This window comes from Rickettsia sp. TH2014, assembly GCF_019249195.1.
Classification (GTDB): Bacteria; Pseudomonadota; Alphaproteobacteria; order Rickettsiales; family Rickettsiaceae; genus Rickettsia; species Rickettsia felis.
Genome location: NZ_MXAX01000283.1, coordinates 1 through 18754, shown reverse-complemented (window position 1 = coordinate 18754; position 18754 = coordinate 1). Strand labels below are relative to the sequence as shown.

Sequence of the window (18754 nt, the reverse complement as noted above, 5' to 3'; positions counted from 1 at the left end):
AAAAAGAGCCTGGTCAACATTAATTGCTAAACGCTTATTTAGATCTAAACTAAAACTACCATATGGATTAATATGTTCACTAATTAGAGGAGAAATCGCTCTTTTATCTTCATTACTCATCCTTTCTAACCAAGATGATTCCACTAATATTTGTTGTAGCATTAAAGTATTGATGTACACCATTGATAGTTGTAATAAATGCAAACATAAAGTAGATAATTTGAACTCTAGTGGGTTATTACTACGAAATACTCCCGTTTTTCCATAAAATATAATGTCATTAACACCATTCCAACGTTCTACAACATTTAATGCACTATGTATTTCTTGTCTTAGTTCTAGAGAATTAAAATAATTACATAGGAAAATAGTTTTTACTGCTCTTCCTAACTCTCTAATGGCTTGGTATGCTTCATGTTGTACATTACCCTTAGTAAATTTTCTGAGTAATCCTTCTGTATCAGCTATTCCTAATTTCAATGAGATAGCATGTTGTATAATATATTCATAATGTCTTTTGATTAGCTCCCAGTCAATAGGACGCACTAATATGTCTTCTATATGGTTTAAGCCTTTTTGCTCTTCTTTATCAGTGTAATACAATCTTTGTTTATGAATATTTTTGAATCTTGGCATCAAAGCAAAGGAAAATAGGTAAGAAAATGCAAAGCCTATTTCGCTTGCACCATGTGTATCTACGTAATTCTTGTCTATATTTGCATTTGTTGCATGCTTCAATATACCTTCTAACATTGCCGCTACTTCTGAAGAATGACAGCTTTTCATTTGCGAATAAATACATACAGATGAAGTATCAACGTGCCAATAAATCATTACTCCTTTGCTATGATAACGAGGATGCCAACTACTCATCAAATTCTGATCAGATGCTTTAAAATGTTTTGAATCTGAAGCGACTGATGTTGTATTGTCGCCCCATAGTGATGTGAAGCGAATCTTTAGTAAACTATTCACTATTTTACGAATAGCCGCTTGCAAGTTTTCTTGATCAAAATATCTAAGCTTTATATATTGTAAATCTTGGTAACTAATCTCTCCATTACTCATACTTTTAAGACCAGTATTTGTACCATATCCCAAAATAGCTAAAAGTAGTCTCTTACAAATAATTTCTTTATCTAATCCTGTTTTAGGACCACTTGCAACAAAGTCATCTGTAAAATTAACAAACAGATCTACTTCTTTTAAAATATCAAGTAAGCTAGTTGATGGCCAACGCTTAAACACCTCTTCTTTTATTAATTCTAATTGTTTTGGTGGATTTTGCTCTTTTATTTTGGCAACCCTTATATGACCTTTTGGCTTTTTTAGAATATGCACGAATTTATTTTGGGGAATAGAATTATTTAATCTAAATAATGAGTTTTTTAACTCTGCTTTTAGTGTATTGATAAAAGTATCGGCGTCTTGTGGTTGCCTCAGAATATTAAAATATTTTTCTTTATTTTGATCAAAATCCTGTGGTAAATCCTCTTCAGGATTACGATACTTATAACCTCCCTTTACCCAAACTTCTTTACTCCTAAGTTTATTTCTTAACTTATTTAATACACATAATTCTAAATCTATTTTTTTAACTCTATTATTTTTATCAAATATCTTATCCCTATGTGATTTTTGTACCGTCTGTTCTATCTCCAGTACTTGATTGCTATAATAATATCGCTTATTGTTATTAATATTATCCTTAATTAAGTTAATAACATTTGTAATCTTATTACTACTTACAGAATCAAATTCTAAGACTTCTATTATTGGAATAATAACTTTCCTATAATAACGAGCAAAAGATTCTCTAGTACTGTAATATAATAAATCACTAAATTTGTTGACCAGCTTCTTGGTTGACAATTGTTGCTGAATGTCTAACAATTTTTTCTTTGGAAGTTTCGGATATATAGCTTTATTAATCAAATCTTCTTCATTACCTAATATAGTATCTACTAAAATCTTTAATACTCTTCTATTATCATAATTTTTCTTAATTTCTTTCAATTTAGAAAATTTAGCTTTAGATTTGTTTTCTCCAGCAATAAAAATTTTTTGAGTTGTATCTAGAAGAATTTCCACAAGAGAATCATTAATATCAGTTTTTCTCATGAAACAAAAAATAATTAGTTGAGCATATTTGCTAGCATTTGGCATCTCCTTTATGGTACTTGGGTATTTATTGACAATATTCCTATAATAGCGTTTTAAGTGCTTAGATGTTAAAGTTGTTACAATCTCTGGATATGCTAGAAGCTTTAAAAATCTTAATTTCTTAGTTTCTGATTTTATGCTTTCTATTGTCGAACCTCTTACCCAACGCATAAGATGATTCATCTTAGACATACCATCTGTAATAATTAATAGTTCATCTAGATAAGCTTTTGTTTCAATACCCAAACTATCAACTATAGTTTGGAATAAATCTTTTTCATATTGGTATATAGTGCTTTTTACGATTCTACTTATACTAGACTTCTTAATAGAAGAAATACCTTGCTTAACTATGAAATCCTGAGCATATTCCTGTAGTACCTCATATTCAAATATTCCTTCACAACTTATTATATTTTTTAAATGTAGCTGCAAATCAATCCTATCAGTCTTATCGGTTTTTTTAACAGCAGAAATATTAAAATGTTGTAGGATTCTTATTTTATAATTCCTAACTGCTCTAGCTGAAGGAATTGTAATGCTTGTGGTCTCTAAATCCAACTTAATAGCAATATTAGTTAATAATGAACCTGATATTTTTGGCAAACCATCTATGAACTTATTATGAGATTCATAATATTTTAGCATTATTGCATAATACAAACGAAATTTCTTTTGAGTGGAAGAAATTAATTTATATTGTGAGTCTGTAAATTTTGAATTTAATCGTTTCATAAAAAGTTCCTATAATCCCCAGTCTCGGTACATTATTAACCAAAACTGCAAAAAATCTGAAAGCTTTTATAGCACAATTATTCTAACTATGAAAGTCATTTCTTAACTCGGTACTTTCAATAACTTTGCCGCTCCTTGCACGATCTTTAGTATCGGGCCTAGAATCACAGCTAGACAAAATAGGCACATTATCGAGCACAAAACTAAAGACAATAGGGATATCAGGGGCAACCATATTATCATCCATATGGGCAGTGGTGAGAGGCAATATTAAGCTTGCCGGAGCGATAGTTGCAATAGGAGTGATCTTAGGATTGTACTTAGAGTGGATTAATGCCGGTATGAAAGTATCGATGTAATCAGTTCTTAGACATTTACGATCTAAAATGGATTGAGCTTTATAGAAGAGGAGAAAATGGAGCAAATCAGAATAAAGGATAAAAAAGGACGGACAGCACCTTGCGATACTATTTTATCAAGGTGTATCAGGGCATATAAGCGACGTCCTAAAATATCTATAGCTGTTACGTCGGTAGTATTGCTCAGTTTTGGTTATCTTTTGCTAGGTAGTAGTAAAGGACTGCCAAAGGAGACATTACCTCCAAAAGAGAGTAGAAGCAGTGATAGTACTATATCAGGTATAGAAAAGGCGGTAGACCCGAGAGATAGGTGGACTAGCGAGTTAAGGCGTGAGATGGATCAGCTAAAGACAGAGCTTAAAAATATCATGAAAGAGCAGGTAGCAGGTCAACAAGAAGAGATTAAAAGCATCAAAGATAAGTTAGAAGCTATAGATAGTGTTCAGGAAAGATTATTGATGCCACCTGCTGAAGAAACGCCGGAGGAAAAACTAGCCGGCATCTTAGAAGGTCAGATGGAATTCAGCGAGCAATCAGCTATGCCAAATCCGCATGACAATAGTACTTACGCTCCACAAATCAATCAAAACCGCAATATTGGTCATATTAGTTTAGAAGAAGACGAAGAGGACGAGAAAAACGTAGAGGAATATGTCACTAGCGGCTCTTTTGCAAGAGCCGTGCTGATGACTGGCGTTGTTGTTGGCACTGGTACTAATGCTGCAAGCAGTCCTGAGCCTATCATGCTTCGGTTAGTCGATAAGGGGATTTTTTCAAAGGAGTATGATACTAAACAACTAAAGGAAGCGATCTTAATAGGATCATGTAGTGGTGATATATCGTCTGAAAGAGCGAGATGCCGTTTAGAGACTTTATCGCTCATGAATAGAGACGGAAAGATAATAGAAAGATCGGTTGAAGGGTGGTTAATTGGTGAGGACGGAAGACCAGGTGTTCGCGGAGTAATAGTAGACCGCTCATCCGACGTTGCAAGAATGGCGGTGGTTAATGGGGTGTTAGGCGGTATGGCACAATTCTTTCAAAATCAGGCAACAAATAGCGTATTTCCGATTTCACCGATTACTGGTCAACAAAATGCATTAAAAGGTAGTAAGGCTTTACAAGGCGGTGCTTATGCAGGTGCTGGAAATGCCTTAGAAAAGCTTGCTGATTTTGCGATTAAAAGAGCGGAAAGTATGTCGCCGGTAATCATGATCAGTTCAGGTAGAGTAGTAGATGTAGTATTTAGAAAAGGTTTCTCATTAAAAAAAGATGTTGCAGTAGTTAAAAATATTGGTATTAACCCTCCGACCCACACAGATTACTCAAATCCAGCGTCAGTAGGGCATGGGGCAGCAAGGTCTGCAAATACCACTACCCGTAATGTTTCAAATTATAAAGCCAATAATGAATTTAAGAGAATTTTAAATGAAAGTACAGGTGCAATTGATCAAGTTGATAGTTTAACCAAAAATAACCAAACAGCAAATAGTAGAGAAGCGGAGTTTTAAATGCATCATAAATATATAGCAATATTGCTGACAAGTATGATTTTAAGTAGCTGTAAAATAATGCCATATCAGAGTCATTTTGATTGTCCTATCCCTGATGGTTTGAAGTGTAAATCACTATATGAAGTTAATAAATTAGCAGATCAAGGCATATTTGAGCCTGAAAGAAATCAAAAACTAAATCAGTGCTGCGTAGCAAAAGGAGCTAATTGAATGTCTCATTGGTCACAGGAAAGATTTAACAAAGATTTTGGCAGGGAGTGCATCAGTAAATACTTTGTATACGAGTCATACGACGTAGAAACAAAATTATTCTTCAATAGAGGGTCAGTAGGTTTTGTGTTACTTGGCTTTCCACTTGTTGGTACAAATATCAACGCTCAAAATGAGATATCATAGTTTTTAAAGAGCGAAGAGAATTTACCTGTTGATAGCAGCATTCAGGTTTTAATGATTGGGCTTAACAATGTGGATCATTACTTGCACCATTGGCAATCTTTAAGAAGCGGAGATATCTATCAGTCACTTGCAAGTAAAAGAGTAGAGCACTTAAAAAAAAGAAGTAAGGACACAGGAGAATTAAAGGACGTTATATTACTGATATCTGTAACTGTACCTGATACTAATGCATTAGTTGCTGATATGCAGAGAAGACGCGATAATTTAAAAGATACATTTAGCTCGATTGGATTATATACGAGGGATTTAGATGCGGCAGGTTTGTTGAAATATATTAGACCAATTTTTGGTTATAGTTTTTCTGCTAATGAAGAAGTAAATGAGCATGATTTACTATCACGTCAAATTGTAGGCAATGATTTTTCTGCAATAGAAGATAAAGACGGTATTACTGTAGAAAATGAACAAGAGACTACACAATATATTACGCTAGAGGCGTACAAAAGACCTCGTCAATGGCGGCTTAGTAATATGGATTTATTTTTAGGTAACGAGCTTCGTAAGAACGAACTAATTAAATCAAACTTTTTAATTCATTTTGGAGTAACGGTTCTGCCGAGTCAATCAGTTGCAAGAGCCGCGGCTCTTGCAAAAAGAGAAGCAATAGGCAGAAATATTGGTGCTGGAATGGGGAAGTTCTTTCCTGATTTGCAATTAGAGCATGAAGATATTGATGCAGCTGTTGCACAATTGCAAAGTGGAGACCGCTTAGTCAATATTTTTCTTAATGTCATAGTATGGGACGCTAGAGAGAAAGCAAAGGCGGCGGCATCTCAATTTGCTGCGATGATGCGAAGAAATGGCTTTAATTTTGTACCAGCGACAAATGATCATTTTGCAGTGCTTTTAAGTGCTATGCCTATGCAGCTTGTCGAAGAAGTCGAAAGCACGCCTGCAAGAATTGCAAAAACATTAGGATTTGGGAAGCAGGATTACTTAAAAGTAATAGGCAAAAAGGCAAGTGGTCTTGCATCTGCTTTATCGAAGCACGGCATCGGGCATAAGACAGTGTCAAGTGAGAGCAAGGTTTTAATGCCAATAGTAGGAGAGTGGAAGGGGGATATGAGATCGCCCGGCATGATGCTTGCAGGTAGAAGAGGACAAATAATGTACTGGTCACCTTTTGGGGCGGCACTAATGCCATCAGTATCTAATCAGCAATTAGCGCCAAATGAGAATTTCAATTTATGTATAGCAGGAGTTCCTGGATCAGGTAAATCTGTATTCATGCAGGAGCTGATGTTATCGACGCTTGGTGTAGGCGGTAAGGTCTTTGTTTTAGATTATGGAAGGTCTTTTAAGAGGAGCTGCATACTTCTTGGTGGTAATTATATTGAGTTTGACGTCCGCAAACCCATTTCTATTAATCCATTTTCGGAAGTGCCGGAAGGAGCATCAGAGAAAGACGCTGAAGGACGAGCAGATTTTTTAGCAAGCTTTCCATCAATACTTGGCACAATGGCAGCTCCAAAAGCAGGTACTAATGATTTGCAGCAACCGATGCTACAACGAGCTGTAATTGAGGTATGGCAACAAAAAGGCTCGAAAGCAGAAATTACTGATATAGCGCAGTGGCTAAGTAATAGAGACGAGGAGTACGCAAAAGAGCTCGGTAATATGTTGTTTCCATTTACAAGAGATGGTCAATATGGAAGTTTTTTTAGCGGCAAAGCTGGCTTATCACTCAAGAAAGATATCGTAGTTATTGAAACTGATCACTTAAGAAGCGTACCTGAATTATTAGCGGTGATAGTGCAAATCATGATTGTACATATTAATGGTAGTATGGTTAAGGGAGATCGCAAACGTCCATTTCTTATTATGATAGATGAGGCATGGAAATTATTATCAGGTAAGAGATCAGGAGATTTTATCGAAGAAGCAGGAAGAATAGCTAGAAAATACAACGGCTCTATTACGCTTGCAACGCAGCAGTTAACGGATTACTTCAGGGGCGAAGCTTCAGCTGCAGAGAAAGCATTTGAAAACTCCTCACATAAAGTCATATTGAAGCAAAATGCTGATAGTTTTAAGGCAATGCGAGCAAATCCAAAACTTGCCGGTTTTGTTGATGAAGATTGGAAGCTCAATTTATTACAGCAGATTCATTCTAATCCTCCATATTATAGTGAGGCAGCAATTTATGGACCTGAAGTATCAGGAATTATTGGAAGATTAATTATTGATCCTTTTACGGCTTTACTTACTTCTACTAATGCTAGGGATGTACAGGCTTTAGATGACAAGATGGAGCAAGGCTTAAGCGTTCCTGATGCAATTAATGAAATACTACGCACTAGGGGTCTTGTTTAAACTATGAAACTAAAACTACTTGTCGCTTTAAATATCCTTTGTATATGTCAAAATTCTGTTGCAGAAGAGAATATTAAGCACATCAAAGATTACGGCGTTAAAGGTCATGTATTTGAAATCAAAGAAGAGTCGATGCTTTCTATGATTAAAGATAGGCTTTTAAAAGCTGAGAGTAGCGGCGTACTAAAAAAAATGCAGAAGCAATTTCAGCAGAAAGTCAAGGCAAGACTCTTAAGACCTAAACCAGTAGATGGCATATCAAGAACTGTAGAGCCGAGAATATTTCACGTAGATCCGACATATACGCAAAGCAAAGATATTAAGGACGCGGAAGGTAATATTTTAGTCCCAGCTGGCACTACTGTAAATCCGCTTCAAGAGCTTAATTGGGGCGAGCCTTTAATATTTATTAATGGTGAAGATAGAGAGCAAATAGATTGGGCGGTAAAGCAGCAAGGAAAAATAATATTAGTCAAAGGAAGCGTATTAGAGTTAAGCGATCAAATATCAAGAGCAGTATATTTTGATCAAGGCGGTAGTTTGACTAACAAATTCGGTATTAAGCAAACTCCTGCAATAGTCGAGCAAGAAGGAAGCAGACTCAAGATAGAGGAGATATTGTTATAACTTTATTGCGAGGTACTTTTAGCTACCGGCAAGCAGAGATAAAGAAGTAGAGGATTTGCCGGTAGCAGGAGTAAGATGGACAATTATTAACAGGTGAGAGATATAATAACCTGCTAATACGCCTTAATTAGGTTAATAAAATCGTAAAGCTCTGTCAAGTAGGAAGTAGCATAAGAAATTAGAACACACTTTGAAATATGAGAAAAATATTAAAGTTAACAATGATGATATGCATATTTGTAGCATATACAAGTAGTTATGGAACTGTAGGGTGTGTTGGTCGGATGATGAGTCCTGTAACGGATGTATGCTGGAAATGTTTATTTCCGATTACCATTGCAGGGGTCAAAATTGTATCAAGTCCAATGACTGATACAAAATCACCAAGAGACATTATATGTGCATGTACAAGACCCAATATTCCGCTTCCAGTTCCCGGTATTCCTATAGGATTTTGGGAACCGGTAAGACTAGTAGATGTTACAAAGTCTCCGATGTGCATGGTAAATTTAGGAGGTTTAAAAGTAGGTAGCAGCATTAAACAAGGCATAAAGGATGATGGTGAAGGGTCAGCATTTTACCATGTGCATTGGTATATATATCCAGTGATATATTGGCTTGAGATATTATTTGATTTTCTGTGTCTTGAGATGAGTGAGGTAGATATAGCGTATTTGACGGAATATGACCCATTATGGGGTGATGATGTTAAAAGTACCATCTTAAATCCTGAGAGCATGTTATTTAAAGCAGCAAGTGTTGCATGCATAGCTGATTGCATAAGTTGTAGTCATGGTAGTTTATCAAACGATGCGATGTTTTGGTGTGCTGGGTGTCAGGGGGGATTATATCCTTTTACTGGTACTTTAGCACATCATAACGGAGGCGTGGGTAGCTCTTCATTAATCGTATCAAAATTTATAGCAAAGATGCATCGTGAATTATTGTTATGGGGGTATGTCGGAAAAAGAGGGTTGTGCGGCAAATATCCAATGCCGGTAATTAAGAAAAGTCAATATAGGTTGCAAATGACATATCCTATTATTGACACAAGAAGCTGTAAAAAGATTGGAGAGAGCGAAACCACGTGGCAACAAGGACGTGAGTTTCCAGTTAAAGGTGAAGATTTTGGCTATTTAATATGGCGTAAACGTGATTGTTGTATGCTGTAAAAACTAAAGGTTTAGCAATGATTTTAAGAACAATATTATTAATATTTTTGATATTTAGTGGAAGTATTGCTACAGCAAGTAACAGATATATATTCGTGTCTTTCTCAATGTCTGATGAGGCTTTAAAAGCATATTATAGGGAAGCAGAAGAGTTGCATGCTACTTTAGTTATCCGTGGTCTTGTTAACAATAATTTTCTAGATACAAGGCAGAAAGCATTAGAGCTTAGCATTAACTTTAATATAGATCCTGAATTATTTGAAAATTATAACGTTACATCTGTACCGGTGATTATAGAGGATGATGAATTAACCGGCATTAAAAAGGTTAGTGGTCATATACCTCTTACTGAAGCTTTAGAGTTATTTAAGCGAGGTTAATAATATCTGTGAAAAAAGGATTATTAAAATTCATTTCTTTTTGCCCGATTACGTTAATATTTGCATTAAATGGATCAAATATTTTTGCTGATATCAACGATAAGCTGATGATGCAAAGCTATTTTGATCAAACTGAAGGCTTTAAAGAGGCTACGCCTTTAAATGCCCCTGAAGACATAGATCCTGATGGCAGTATTACTAGAAGTAGTGATGATTTTTCTAATTTAAGTAATATGAGAGATCAAGAGTTAACGCATCAAGGAGCAAGGTTACTTAATCATAGCGAGGATGGAGCGTTATTAATAGAAAGTGATATTGCAAAAAATAACGCAATAAATGAGCACTCGATTAATAACGATAATGCGTTAATTAAGCAAGCACAGGAAATAGCAAACGATCCGCTTAAAGTGACTAGCGGAACATATTACTCTTCAAGTGAGACGTCAAGTAAAACGAGCATTTACAAAAGCTGTGTTGAAGGAGGAGAGATTACACTAGATATAATTAGGCAATTACATATAGAGCCGGAGCTAATAGAAGAATTTGGCGACTTCCAAGACAAAGCGATTAATATTTCGATTAATGATGTAGATCCAACGTGGACAAAACAAGTAACAGATGGAGGCGATGGCTGGAGTAGGGAGTATACAAGTATTAATGAAGAGGACGGTAATGTACAATTTCATCTAAAAAATAAAATACTTAATACATTAAAGGTTACAAATGATCAAGTAGCTGATGGCATTACAGTTGGTTATCGTTTAGGTGTTTCGAGTGGAAAGTCCACTATGTTCGATAATCTTAATAGTAACTTAAAACATTTAGGAAATGTGAGTACATTAAATTTTAAGTTTAGAGAAAAATTAGAAAAATTTAATATCAAGGATGAATACTTCCAAATATATCCTGAAAACGCAGAAGATTTAATAGCTGGTCATGAATGCAGCGAGATATCAAGGAACTGTTTAGATAGTTCTCCTAAAATATATTTCGAGAAATATGTCATAAACAGACCGTGTTTTAAGGAACAAATGAGTTATCAGTGTCAAATAGAGCCAAAGAATGGTTGTGGTGCTTTAAAAAAGCAAGGATGCAGTTTAATCAAAAGTACATGTTTGCAATATCTTGGTAATTACTGCCTAAAGTGGAAGCGAGATTTTGAGTGCCACGGTATAAAATCCGAGCTTCGGTCGTCTATTAAAGATTCAGAGATATTTTGTTTAGGAGGGGAGTGTTTTAATCCTACAATAGAGCGAAACGCTGATATAGAAAATGTCGCTTATTTAGCGGTATTAAATGAAATGAAAAAAGACATGCATGCAAATCCAATTTCAGTGTTTAAGGGGGCTGTAAATAGCTGCAGGAAAATCAATATAGGAAGTTTTATTAATTGCTGTAGCTCGATGAAAGGGTGGGGTCGTAGTACGAGGCTTGCTAAATGCAAGGCTGAGGAGAAATCATTAGCATTAAAACGCTCTAAGGGACTATGTACCTATGTTGGTACTTATTGCTCCAAAAAAGCTCCTATTACTAAAAGATGTATTACTAAGCAATCTAGCTATTGTTGTTATAATTCAAAGCTCGCACGAATCTTTCAGGAGCAGGGGCGCATGCAACTAGGTATTAGTTATGGGAGTCCGCAAACTCCAAACTGTAGAGGTCTGACCACAGAAGAGCTGCAGCGAATAGATTATTCAAAGTTAGATTTGGAAGAATTATTTTCTGAGATGCTTGAGGAAGTAAGAGCCAAAATAAATAAGGGTTTTTCAAAACAAATACAAGATCAGATGCCAAAGATTCAATCAGATATCAAGCACAATGATCGCAAGGAACTAACATATTGAAGTGTGGACTCATTAATATATGAAAAATCTTTTCAAATTCTTATTAGTCTCAAGCATCAAATATCTAATGATGTGCAGTTTGTATTTGATGAGTATTGCAGTTTTTGCAGAAGATTTAAGGCAAAGTAACGCAGCAGAGATAGAGCAAGCAAGAGCAAAATATAACAAACATGATTGGCAAGAAAATCCGGAAGGATTTTTGTGGTACAACGAGCAGGCACAGTCAGAAAACCTTAAAAAACCAACAACAATTATACAGAAGCAAAATTTAAATAATGATAAGACAAGTGAGCTAACCCCGAGGCTCGATAGATTAAAAAAGAATTTTGATATAGCTCTAAAAGTTGCCATAGATAATCCAAGCTATGAAAATGTTACTAACGCACAGCGATTACAAAATGAAATATTTGTCAAATCTCAAGAATTTGCAAAGATTTGGCAATTAGTATCGCTGTTAGATCCGAGTTTAAGTAGTACAGATACACCATCTAATGTACTGCAAAAAAGAATATATGATGAAGAGAAAAAGATAACAAACCAGCAGCAACTAAGAGAGATCAGCAAAAACTGGGGCTTAATTATGCAGGTCAGTTTTAATTGTAAGTATTGCAAAACATTTGCTCCTATTGTGAAAGATTTTGCTGCAAAACATAGTTTTCAAGTAATAGCAGCTTCAAATAGCGGAAATAGTTTTGAAGGGATTGGTGGAATTAAATCAGGTCCGTTCTTAAACCAGTTAAATTCAGCAATGGAAGTGCCGGTATTATATTTGGTAAGCAGGGATAGCAAATATGTCTATCCAGTTGCAAGAAGCATAATTAATGAAGATGAAATTGCACATAATATTCTTGCGATTCACTCATATCATATGCAGGCACAAAGTGCCAGCAATATACACAAGACCTAAAATAGGGAGTGCCAAGGGAATTGAGCAAGAGTTAAAGAACAAAGGATTTAAGGTTAGTAGTTATGAATATTTGGCAAAGCATAAAACAGAAAATATTAGCCATACTGACAATCACTATCATATTTAGTCAAGATAGTTTCGCATGGGACATTAAAGATGCTTTTAAAGGATTGCATAGCAATTATACACGTGCTGGCTCGTATCAAGATCAGGCGGCTGGTTATTATTCAGGAGGCGGATTATCGGTGAGAACAGAGCGTACTAGATTCAATCCGGTATCAATTACTCCTCCGGTGCTCACAATGGGTTGTAGTGGCATTGATAGCTATTTGGGCGGCATGTCTTTTATTAAGTCTGATGAAATGGTGACGCTGATGAAAAATGTTGGCTCACAAGTACCCGTATATGCATTTTCTCTAGGATTAAAAGTTTTTGCACCGCAAATAGAGAATGCCTTAAAAGATTTAAGAAATCTTGCAACAAGCGCTAGCCAATTTGCTCAGAGCGACTGTAAATTACTGCAATCACTTTTTGCTGCCGGCATGCCAAGAGATTCAGCACTTGAAGAGGCGGTATGTAAAGATATGAGAGGGGGGAGTGGTTTTGATTATTTTGGAGCCGGCAAGAAATGTGCTAGTGCTGCGGAGCGAAAAGCTGCCATTAGAGAAATAGAAACTAAAGATCCTGAGCTAATGATCGGTAATTACAATCTATTTACCAAAGCTGCTGAAAAAGCAGGCATTCCGCTTGAGATGAGAGATAGTTTAATGTCCATGACCGGCACTATTATTGTTAGAGAAAATAATGTTTTCTTTCTTGAGTCTTTGGCAAAAGATGAAAAGAACTGGCTATCGCAACTAAATGGCGGTCCTGATGCATCAGAATATAAATGCGATGAAAATACCAAATGTTTAAATGTTACATTACTACAAGATATTAGCATCACGCCTGAGAATTCGTTTGCTGGCAAGGCTCGCGCTAAACTTGATGATATCAAATTAAAGTTCCTAAATAACGAAGAATTTACCCTAGAAAATTTAAACTTCTTATCATCTATTGGCTCTGCTTTTCCAATATTTGATTACGCATCACTTGAAGCAGTATCAGGCGTCACCATACTTGATAATTCATCTGAGCTAATTGCAAGCTATGTTCTGCTACAGCATTTAAAGGAAGTAGTTGGTGAGATCAGAAAGGCAGTGCAATTACTTAAAGCAAAACAAGTATCAGATCATCATCTAAAAGATTACTTAAAACAATTAGACAAAATACAATTGATTGCTTCTGAGAGATGGGGTTTGTTACTAACCAAAAGCGATCAAATAGAGAAAAGAGCAAGATTAATAGAGCAGCATTTAATGGCAAGGGGTAGAGGTTAAAATGGAAGATTTAAACGGTTGGATAGTTTACAGCTTCGGTAATATTGATGTTTTATGGCGCACATTTAATGCAATTAGCATGATCTGTGCACAGAATAGTACATATTTTACCTCTGTATCTAAATTTGCCTTAACAGTAGGCGGTTTATGGGCAGCTTGCAGAGCTATATTTAAAGGTAATATTGGCATTTTTGCCACACAATGGTTTTTCCCTACATTTTTCTTATTTGTATTTATGTTTGTTCCAAAAACCACAGTATGGCTAAAGGACGAAGTAGCAAATCAGCAATACAAAGTAGATAATATCCCCGCAGGAATAGCAATAATAACGTCAGTTTCAACATCCTTAAGTCACGCTTTAGCTGAGAGGATAGAGACATATTTTAGAACAGCTGATCCAGTAAATCCGGTAAGTGATTTTCCACCAGGTCAAAGTAGTATCATGTTTGGAGCAAAGGTGGTAGGTAAAATTAAAGAGATTCAAATACAAAATCCCAACACGCTGAATAACACTAAAGAGTTTTTGAGACAATGTTTTCTAAAACCTTACATTATTGGCGACCTTCAAGGTAAGAAATCTCTTGCATTATCAAGCGAAAATATCTTACAATTTATAGAGGAAAATATGCCAAATAATTTCGGCATATATTATAAAGGTCCAAATGGAACGGATCGAGCTGTTTTTAAGTTATGTAAAGATGCACTGCCGTTAATTAAGGCAAGTATTGCTGGGGAAACCAATGATGGATTAATTGGCAAATTCAGCGTTGCAATTGGTATGCAGAATGATACTAAAATAGCAGAGCGTTTAAAAGCTATTACTTCTGATACTTTAAGCTTTTTAAGAGCTGATCAACAAGATTTAAATGAATGGATGCAGCAAGCCATGCTTTTAAATGCTAACAGAGAAGCACTTGATGATTGGCGTGAGAAACTATCGATGAATAGGCTATATCCGGAATTAATTAGTATGCACGCTACAAGAGGAATGTTTCAGCAATCATTCTCATATTTAGTTGGCGGCAAGATGGCAGAGGATTTTTTGGCTATAATGCAATCGGTAGCATTTTCACTAATAATCAGCTGTATGGTAGTGGTACTTCCGCTAACTTGCCTTGTTGGAGGTTTTAAGTTTTTTCAGTTTTGGTGTAACTTTACAATATGGGTATCATCGTGGCCGATATTCTATTCGCTGGTACATTGTTTAGGAATGCTATCATTATCAGGTAAAGTCAGCGTATTTGGTGGTAATGGCATGAGCATCTTATCGCAAGGCTCATATTCTGAATATGCATTAAATACTTATGCAACGTATCAGATGCTTGGATGTTTAGTGCCTCCTTTATCTTGGGCGTTATTTAAAGCTTGCTCGCATGGTATGTCTATTCTTGCAGGTCAGTTCTCGCCGCTTTCTGTTGCAAGTAGCGTTGCTGCAGGAATCGCTGATAATAACCTCAGCATGGATAATGTAAGTATTGGTAATAGAACAATATCGCAGCAGAATCTAGCCCCATCTTTAATGATGGGCGATGGTATTATGGATGATGGCGGTATGAGAGTAACAACGACTGATGATGGAAGACAGTTCATTACTGAAAGCGTTGATACACTGAGTACAAACTTTAGAGCTTCAGATTTACTGCAAAGTAGTTTGTCTGATCAATACGCGGCTACTAGTAGCAGACTAAACTCACTATCCTCTAAAGACTCAATGCTGCGTACTATGTCAGGTCAACAAGCGTTAGAGCTTGCAAGCCGCTTAACTGCAGAAGAAGCCCGCTCAATTGGGATATCAGAGCAAGAACAGCTCTCCTTTAGAGATGCCTTAAGTACTGGTAATAAACTAAATGATAGTATTAGTACAAAAGATGGCAAAGATACTACTACTAGCAATGATGCAAATATCGGCTTCAATGTTCCCGGCTTTGGAGGTGCTTCAGCAAGAGTATCAGCATCTAATAGCTCGGGTAATAGTCATGAGGAATCCATAGCAAGAGAGCGGGCTATTAATAATGTGCTAGAAAAAACTAAACTAGCTGCAAAAGAAGGTAGGTTTAACAGTTCTAATAGTGACACTCAATCACTAGCAAGAACATTAAGTCAGAATTATCAGGAGCAGGAATCTATTGGTAGAGAAATATCTGATGCAATATCGGCTCAAGACCAGTTAAGTAGAAGTCGTCAATATGTAGCACAAAATGCAGCTACCATTGATCGTAATATGAATGAGCCAGTACTAAATGCTATAATAGATAGCAATATTCCGGGTGTTTCAAGTAAGGAGCAAGCTGCAAGATGGGCAAGAACTCATATACATGAAGCAGCTTCTATTGCAAACTCAGTAATGCCTGTTGATAATATAGCATTAGAGAGCGGTAGACATTTAAGCGGTATTAGCCCCGCTGTGCAAAATATGACGATGCGTAGTGAGCAGCATTTAAAAAATGAATATCAAACGCAAACGAGTAAAATAGAAGCATCAGCTGATAAAATAAATAATAAGCAAGAATTAGCTTATCAAAGCGTTGAAGAAAGATTAAATAATAACCTAAGTAACAGCGAAAAAGAAAACTACAATAACTTAAATAATACTGCTCAGCTCGTAGAGCAGAAAGGTAAGAAAATAGAAGATCAGTATGATGATGCCTCGGATTCTACTGTAAAAAGAACACTAGATGAAATAGGTAAAAACTCTAGATTATAATATTAACTACTTAGTACAATAAGAGGATATAAAAATGTTATTTCAAATACTTCCAATATTTTGGATTATCGCTATTTGTGTTAAAATACCGATGACAAAAAAACTCATTATGAAATTCCCAATTATTTCTAAAATATGGTTAATGCTACTAAAATTTATAAAGGACTTAGATATCAATGGCATGTATTCAAGCCCCAATAATTTAACTGGTTTTAATACTGGGGGGATAGATAGTAATTCATTCACCTCATTCAGTAGCAATAGCAGTTCTTCATTTTATGATGCTGTTAATTGCTCAGTATTGTCCAATGGCGTATCGGACTCAATACACCATCCATCCAATAATTCATTATCCAGCAATACATACTATAACAATTAATGCTTTAACAAGGCTCATCATGAATAACAAAGAATGCTGTAAGCATATAAACAAAATATTAACTAAAATATTCCAAGCTCCATATAACTGGAGTTTGATCATGATGTCAGGACTAATATTCCTGCTTTTTACCATGCCATATTCTACTAATTTTGGATATGACCGCTTGGCAAGTTGGTTTAATATGGTGATATTATTCAGTGGTGCTTGTCTTATCGCAAAATATGTACAAAGTAGTAGCAAACAAGATATGGTAGCTGAATATGCTGTATGCAGCTTCGTTTTCTCCTTAATAACGTTATTATTAGCAAAAACATTATACCTTGGGGTATTTGTAACTAATATTGTAATGTTCATTTTAACGCCAATAAGTATATTCCTCTTTCTGATACTCATAAAGCACTTATACTTAAGTACTAAGAGTCCTACAAAATGAACATACAAGAGCAAGGTAGATTCACTAGAGGTGCACAAATCTTTGCACATCAGATTAGGATGCTTACGCAAGGCATCACTAATGCACTAACAGTGGGTCTTACTGCGGCGTGTATGTGGTTAATATTCAGAATCCTTCAAAAAATCAATATCTTAAGCCTATATTATTATATCATAGAATGCTACGCACAGCTAAAGCTTGCTATAGGACAGTACTTCTATGATATCTCACAGATCGGTATAACATTCTATGATGTAAAAAGACAGGAATGGATATACCGCTCTGCCGAAGGATTCATTCATAAGTTTTGGTATGTAACAAAATATGGTAGCAATATTGCAGATTTTGGTTCTTGGCTTGCCGGCTCTGCTGCATTTGAAGTATTTTGCGTTTTTGCCTTAACCATGTTTGGCATTACCATCTTTTTTTTTGGTATAGAGGCATCAAAACAATAGGCAGTCAGAAATTAAGAGGCATGGAATATGTTGAGGCTTCTGAGCTTACCAAAATCCTAACCAAAGAAAAAGTAGCATCTAACATTAAGTTTGCAGGACTTCCGATAGTAAAGAATAGTGAAAGACAACACATACTAATTACTGGAACTACTGGTACTGGTAAAACCAATATGCTAAATGAGTTATTGCCTCAAATACGAAGCAATAATGAAAAAGCTATCATTGTTGATATGACAGGATCATATGTTAATAAATTCTATGATCCAAGTAATGGCGATATCATCCTGAATCCTTTTGACTCGCGAACCTCTAATTGGCTACCTTGGAATGATATAGTAGATACAGAAGATTTTGACGATCTTGCAAGTCACTTTTCTAGCAATAATGGCATGGGCAGAAACAGCTTCTTTGATAGAACCGCTGAATTGGTACTTGCAGAAGCTTTAAAGAAATATGCAGTAAGCAGAGATTTAAAAGAATTACTCCGAATTACTACATATTCAAGTAACTCAGAATTTGCTAAAGCTTTTGAGCATACTGCGGTCGCAGGTATGATTAATAACTCAGCTCCTGAAACATCTACTGGCGTGCAAGCAACGCTTAGTAAGAATATTGCATCTTTAAAGCATCTAGCAAGTCAAGGGAATTTCTCAATTAGACAGTGGTGTAATGACGAAGAAAATAAAAGCTGGTTATTTTTAACATCTCTTCCTAGTCAGAGAGCAACACTTAGCCCTTTATTATCTGCGTGGATTAGTGTGGCTTTAAAGTCATTAATGAGTAGAGATATAGGAAGCGCAGTAGAGAATCTTTGGTTTATTATGGACGAGCTGCCTGCTCTTGGTAAAATCAATAGCTTAAATACGGCTCTTGCAGAAAGTAGAAAATATGGCGGATGTTTTGTTGCAGGTATTCAGAACATATTTCAGCT

13 protein-coding genes and 2 pseudogenes are annotated in these 18754 nt (G+C 35.7%); 13 read left to right on the top strand and 2 right to left on the bottom strand.

Going from position 1 to position 18754, the window contains the following annotated elements; translation table 11 throughout:
• On the bottom strand, window positions 1-2898 hold a 2898-nt coding region (locus tag KYQ89_RS05905), incomplete at its 3' end, for a Tn3 family transposase (RefSeq protein ID WP_218460190.1).
• A 152-nt stretch (window positions 2899-3050) separates the two neighbouring features.
• On the opposite strand from KYQ89_RS05905, the pseudogene KYQ89_RS05900 reads away from it, so the two are divergent.
• The 11 genes and pseudogenes from KYQ89_RS05900 to KYQ89_RS07975 form a co-directional block, all read left to right on the top strand.
• Window positions 3051-3257 (top strand): annotated as a pseudogene (locus tag KYQ89_RS05900) (hypothetical protein); the annotation flags it as partial.
• Window positions 3258-3313: 56 nt separating this feature from the next.
• Window positions 3314-4768: a TraB/VirB10 family protein gene (locus tag KYQ89_RS05895; protein ID WP_218460810.1), complete on the top strand. Its 1455-nt coding sequence runs from the start codon at window positions 3314-3316 to the stop codon at window positions 4766-4768.
• 60 nt (window positions 4769-4828) lie between these two features.
• The gene (locus tag KYQ89_RS05890) at window positions 4829-4981 is read left to right on the top strand and encodes a hypothetical protein (RefSeq protein ID WP_256621481.1); all 153 of its coding nucleotides are present in this window, start codon (window positions 4829-4831) and stop codon (window positions 4979-4981) included.
• A pseudogene (locus KYQ89_RS05885) lies at window positions 4982-7540 on the top strand (TraC family protein).
• Between the two features lie 3 nt (window positions 7541-7543).
• Window positions 7544-8167, top strand: a complete 624-nt coding sequence (gene traW, locus KYQ89_RS05880) for a type-F conjugative transfer system protein TraW (RefSeq protein WP_218460808.1) — start codon at window positions 7544-7546, stop codon at window positions 8165-8167.
• 197 nt (window positions 8168-8364) lie between these two features.
• Entirely contained in the window at window positions 8365-9339 is a 975-nt protein-coding gene (gene traU, locus KYQ89_RS05875) for a conjugal transfer pilus assembly protein TraU (protein ID WP_218460807.1), read from the top strand.
• Window positions 9340-9356: 17 nt separating this feature from the next.
• Entirely contained in the window at window positions 9357-9719 is a 363-nt protein-coding gene (locus tag KYQ89_RS05870; protein ID WP_218460806.1) for a TrbC family F-type conjugative pilus assembly protein, read from the top strand.
• Between the two features lie 8 nt (window positions 9720-9727).
• The gene (gene traN / locus KYQ89_RS08420; RefSeq protein WP_218460805.1) at window positions 9728-11563 is read left to right on the top strand and encodes a conjugal transfer protein TraN; all 1836 of its coding nucleotides are present in this window, start codon (window positions 9728-9730) and stop codon (window positions 11561-11563) included.
• Between the two features lie 19 nt (window positions 11564-11582).
• Window positions 11583-12470, top strand: coding sequence for a conjugal transfer protein TraF (gene traF / locus KYQ89_RS05860; protein WP_218460804.1), 888 nt, complete (start codon window positions 11583-11585; stop codon window positions 12468-12470).
• A gap of 62 nt (window positions 12471-12532) precedes the next feature.
• Window positions 12533-13849: a conjugal transfer protein TraH gene (locus tag KYQ89_RS05855; protein ID WP_218460803.1), complete on the top strand. Its 1317-nt coding sequence runs from the start codon at window positions 12533-12535 to the stop codon at window positions 13847-13849.
• Window position 13850: 1 nt separating this feature from the next.
• The gene (locus KYQ89_RS07975; protein ID WP_256621477.1) at window positions 13851-16553 is read left to right on the top strand and encodes a conjugal transfer protein TraG N-terminal domain-containing protein; all 2703 of its coding nucleotides are present in this window, start codon (window positions 13851-13853) and stop codon (window positions 16551-16553) included.
• Between the two features lie 349 nt (window positions 16554-16902).
• Here KYQ89_RS07975 and KYQ89_RS05840 read toward each other — a convergent pair whose 3' ends face one another.
• Window positions 16903-17289, bottom strand: a complete 387-nt coding sequence (locus tag KYQ89_RS05840) for a hypothetical protein (protein WP_218460802.1) — start codon at window positions 17287-17289, stop codon at window positions 16903-16905.
• A 75-nt stretch (window positions 17290-17364) separates the two neighbouring features.
• On the opposite strand from KYQ89_RS05840, the gene KYQ89_RS07970 reads away from it, so the two are divergent.
• A complete protein-coding gene (locus tag KYQ89_RS07970; protein ID WP_256621475.1) occupies window positions 17365-17823 on the top strand; it encodes a TraD N-terminal domain-containing protein in 459 nt (152 codons plus the stop codon).
• Between the two features lie 20 nt (window positions 17824-17843).
• The coding region (locus tag KYQ89_RS05835; RefSeq protein ID WP_256621473.1) for a type IV secretion system DNA-binding domain-containing protein at window positions 17844-18754 on the top strand (911 nt) is incomplete at its 3' end.

Excerpts from the sequence above, each read along its gene's own strand:
- KYQ89_RS05895 (WP_218460810.1), top strand. The coding sequence starts at position 3,314 with ATGGAGCAAATCAGAATAAAGGATAAAAAAGGACGGACAGCACCTTGC.
- KYQ89_RS05890 (WP_256621481.1), top strand. The coding sequence starts at position 4,829 with ATGCCATATCAGAGTCATTTTGATTGTCCTATCCCTGATGGTTTGAAG.
- traW (WP_218460808.1), top strand. The coding sequence starts at position 7,544 with ATGAAACTAAAACTACTTGTCGCTTTAAATATCCTTTGTATATGTCAA.
- traU (WP_218460807.1), top strand. The coding sequence starts at position 8,365 with ATGAGAAAAATATTAAAGTTAACAATGATGATATGCATATTTGTAGCA.
- KYQ89_RS05870 (WP_218460806.1), top strand. The coding sequence starts at position 9,357 with ATGATTTTAAGAACAATATTATTAATATTTTTGATATTTAGTGGAAGT.
- traF (WP_218460804.1), top strand. The coding sequence starts at position 11,583 with ATGAAAAATCTTTTCAAATTCTTATTAGTCTCAAGCATCAAATATCTA.
- KYQ89_RS05855 (WP_218460803.1), top strand. The coding sequence starts at position 12,533 with ATGAATATTTGGCAAAGCATAAAACAGAAAATATTAGCCATACTGACA.
- KYQ89_RS07975 (WP_256621477.1), top strand. The coding sequence starts at position 13,851 with ATGGAAGATTTAAACGGTTGGATAGTTTACAGCTTCGGTAATATTGAT.
- KYQ89_RS05840 (WP_218460802.1), bottom strand. The coding sequence starts at position 17,289 with ATGAACATTACAATATTAGTTACAAATACCCCAAGGTATAATGTTTTT.
- KYQ89_RS07970 (WP_256621475.1), top strand. The coding sequence starts at position 17,365 with ATGAACATACAAGAGCAAGGTAGATTCACTAGAGGTGCACAAATCTTT.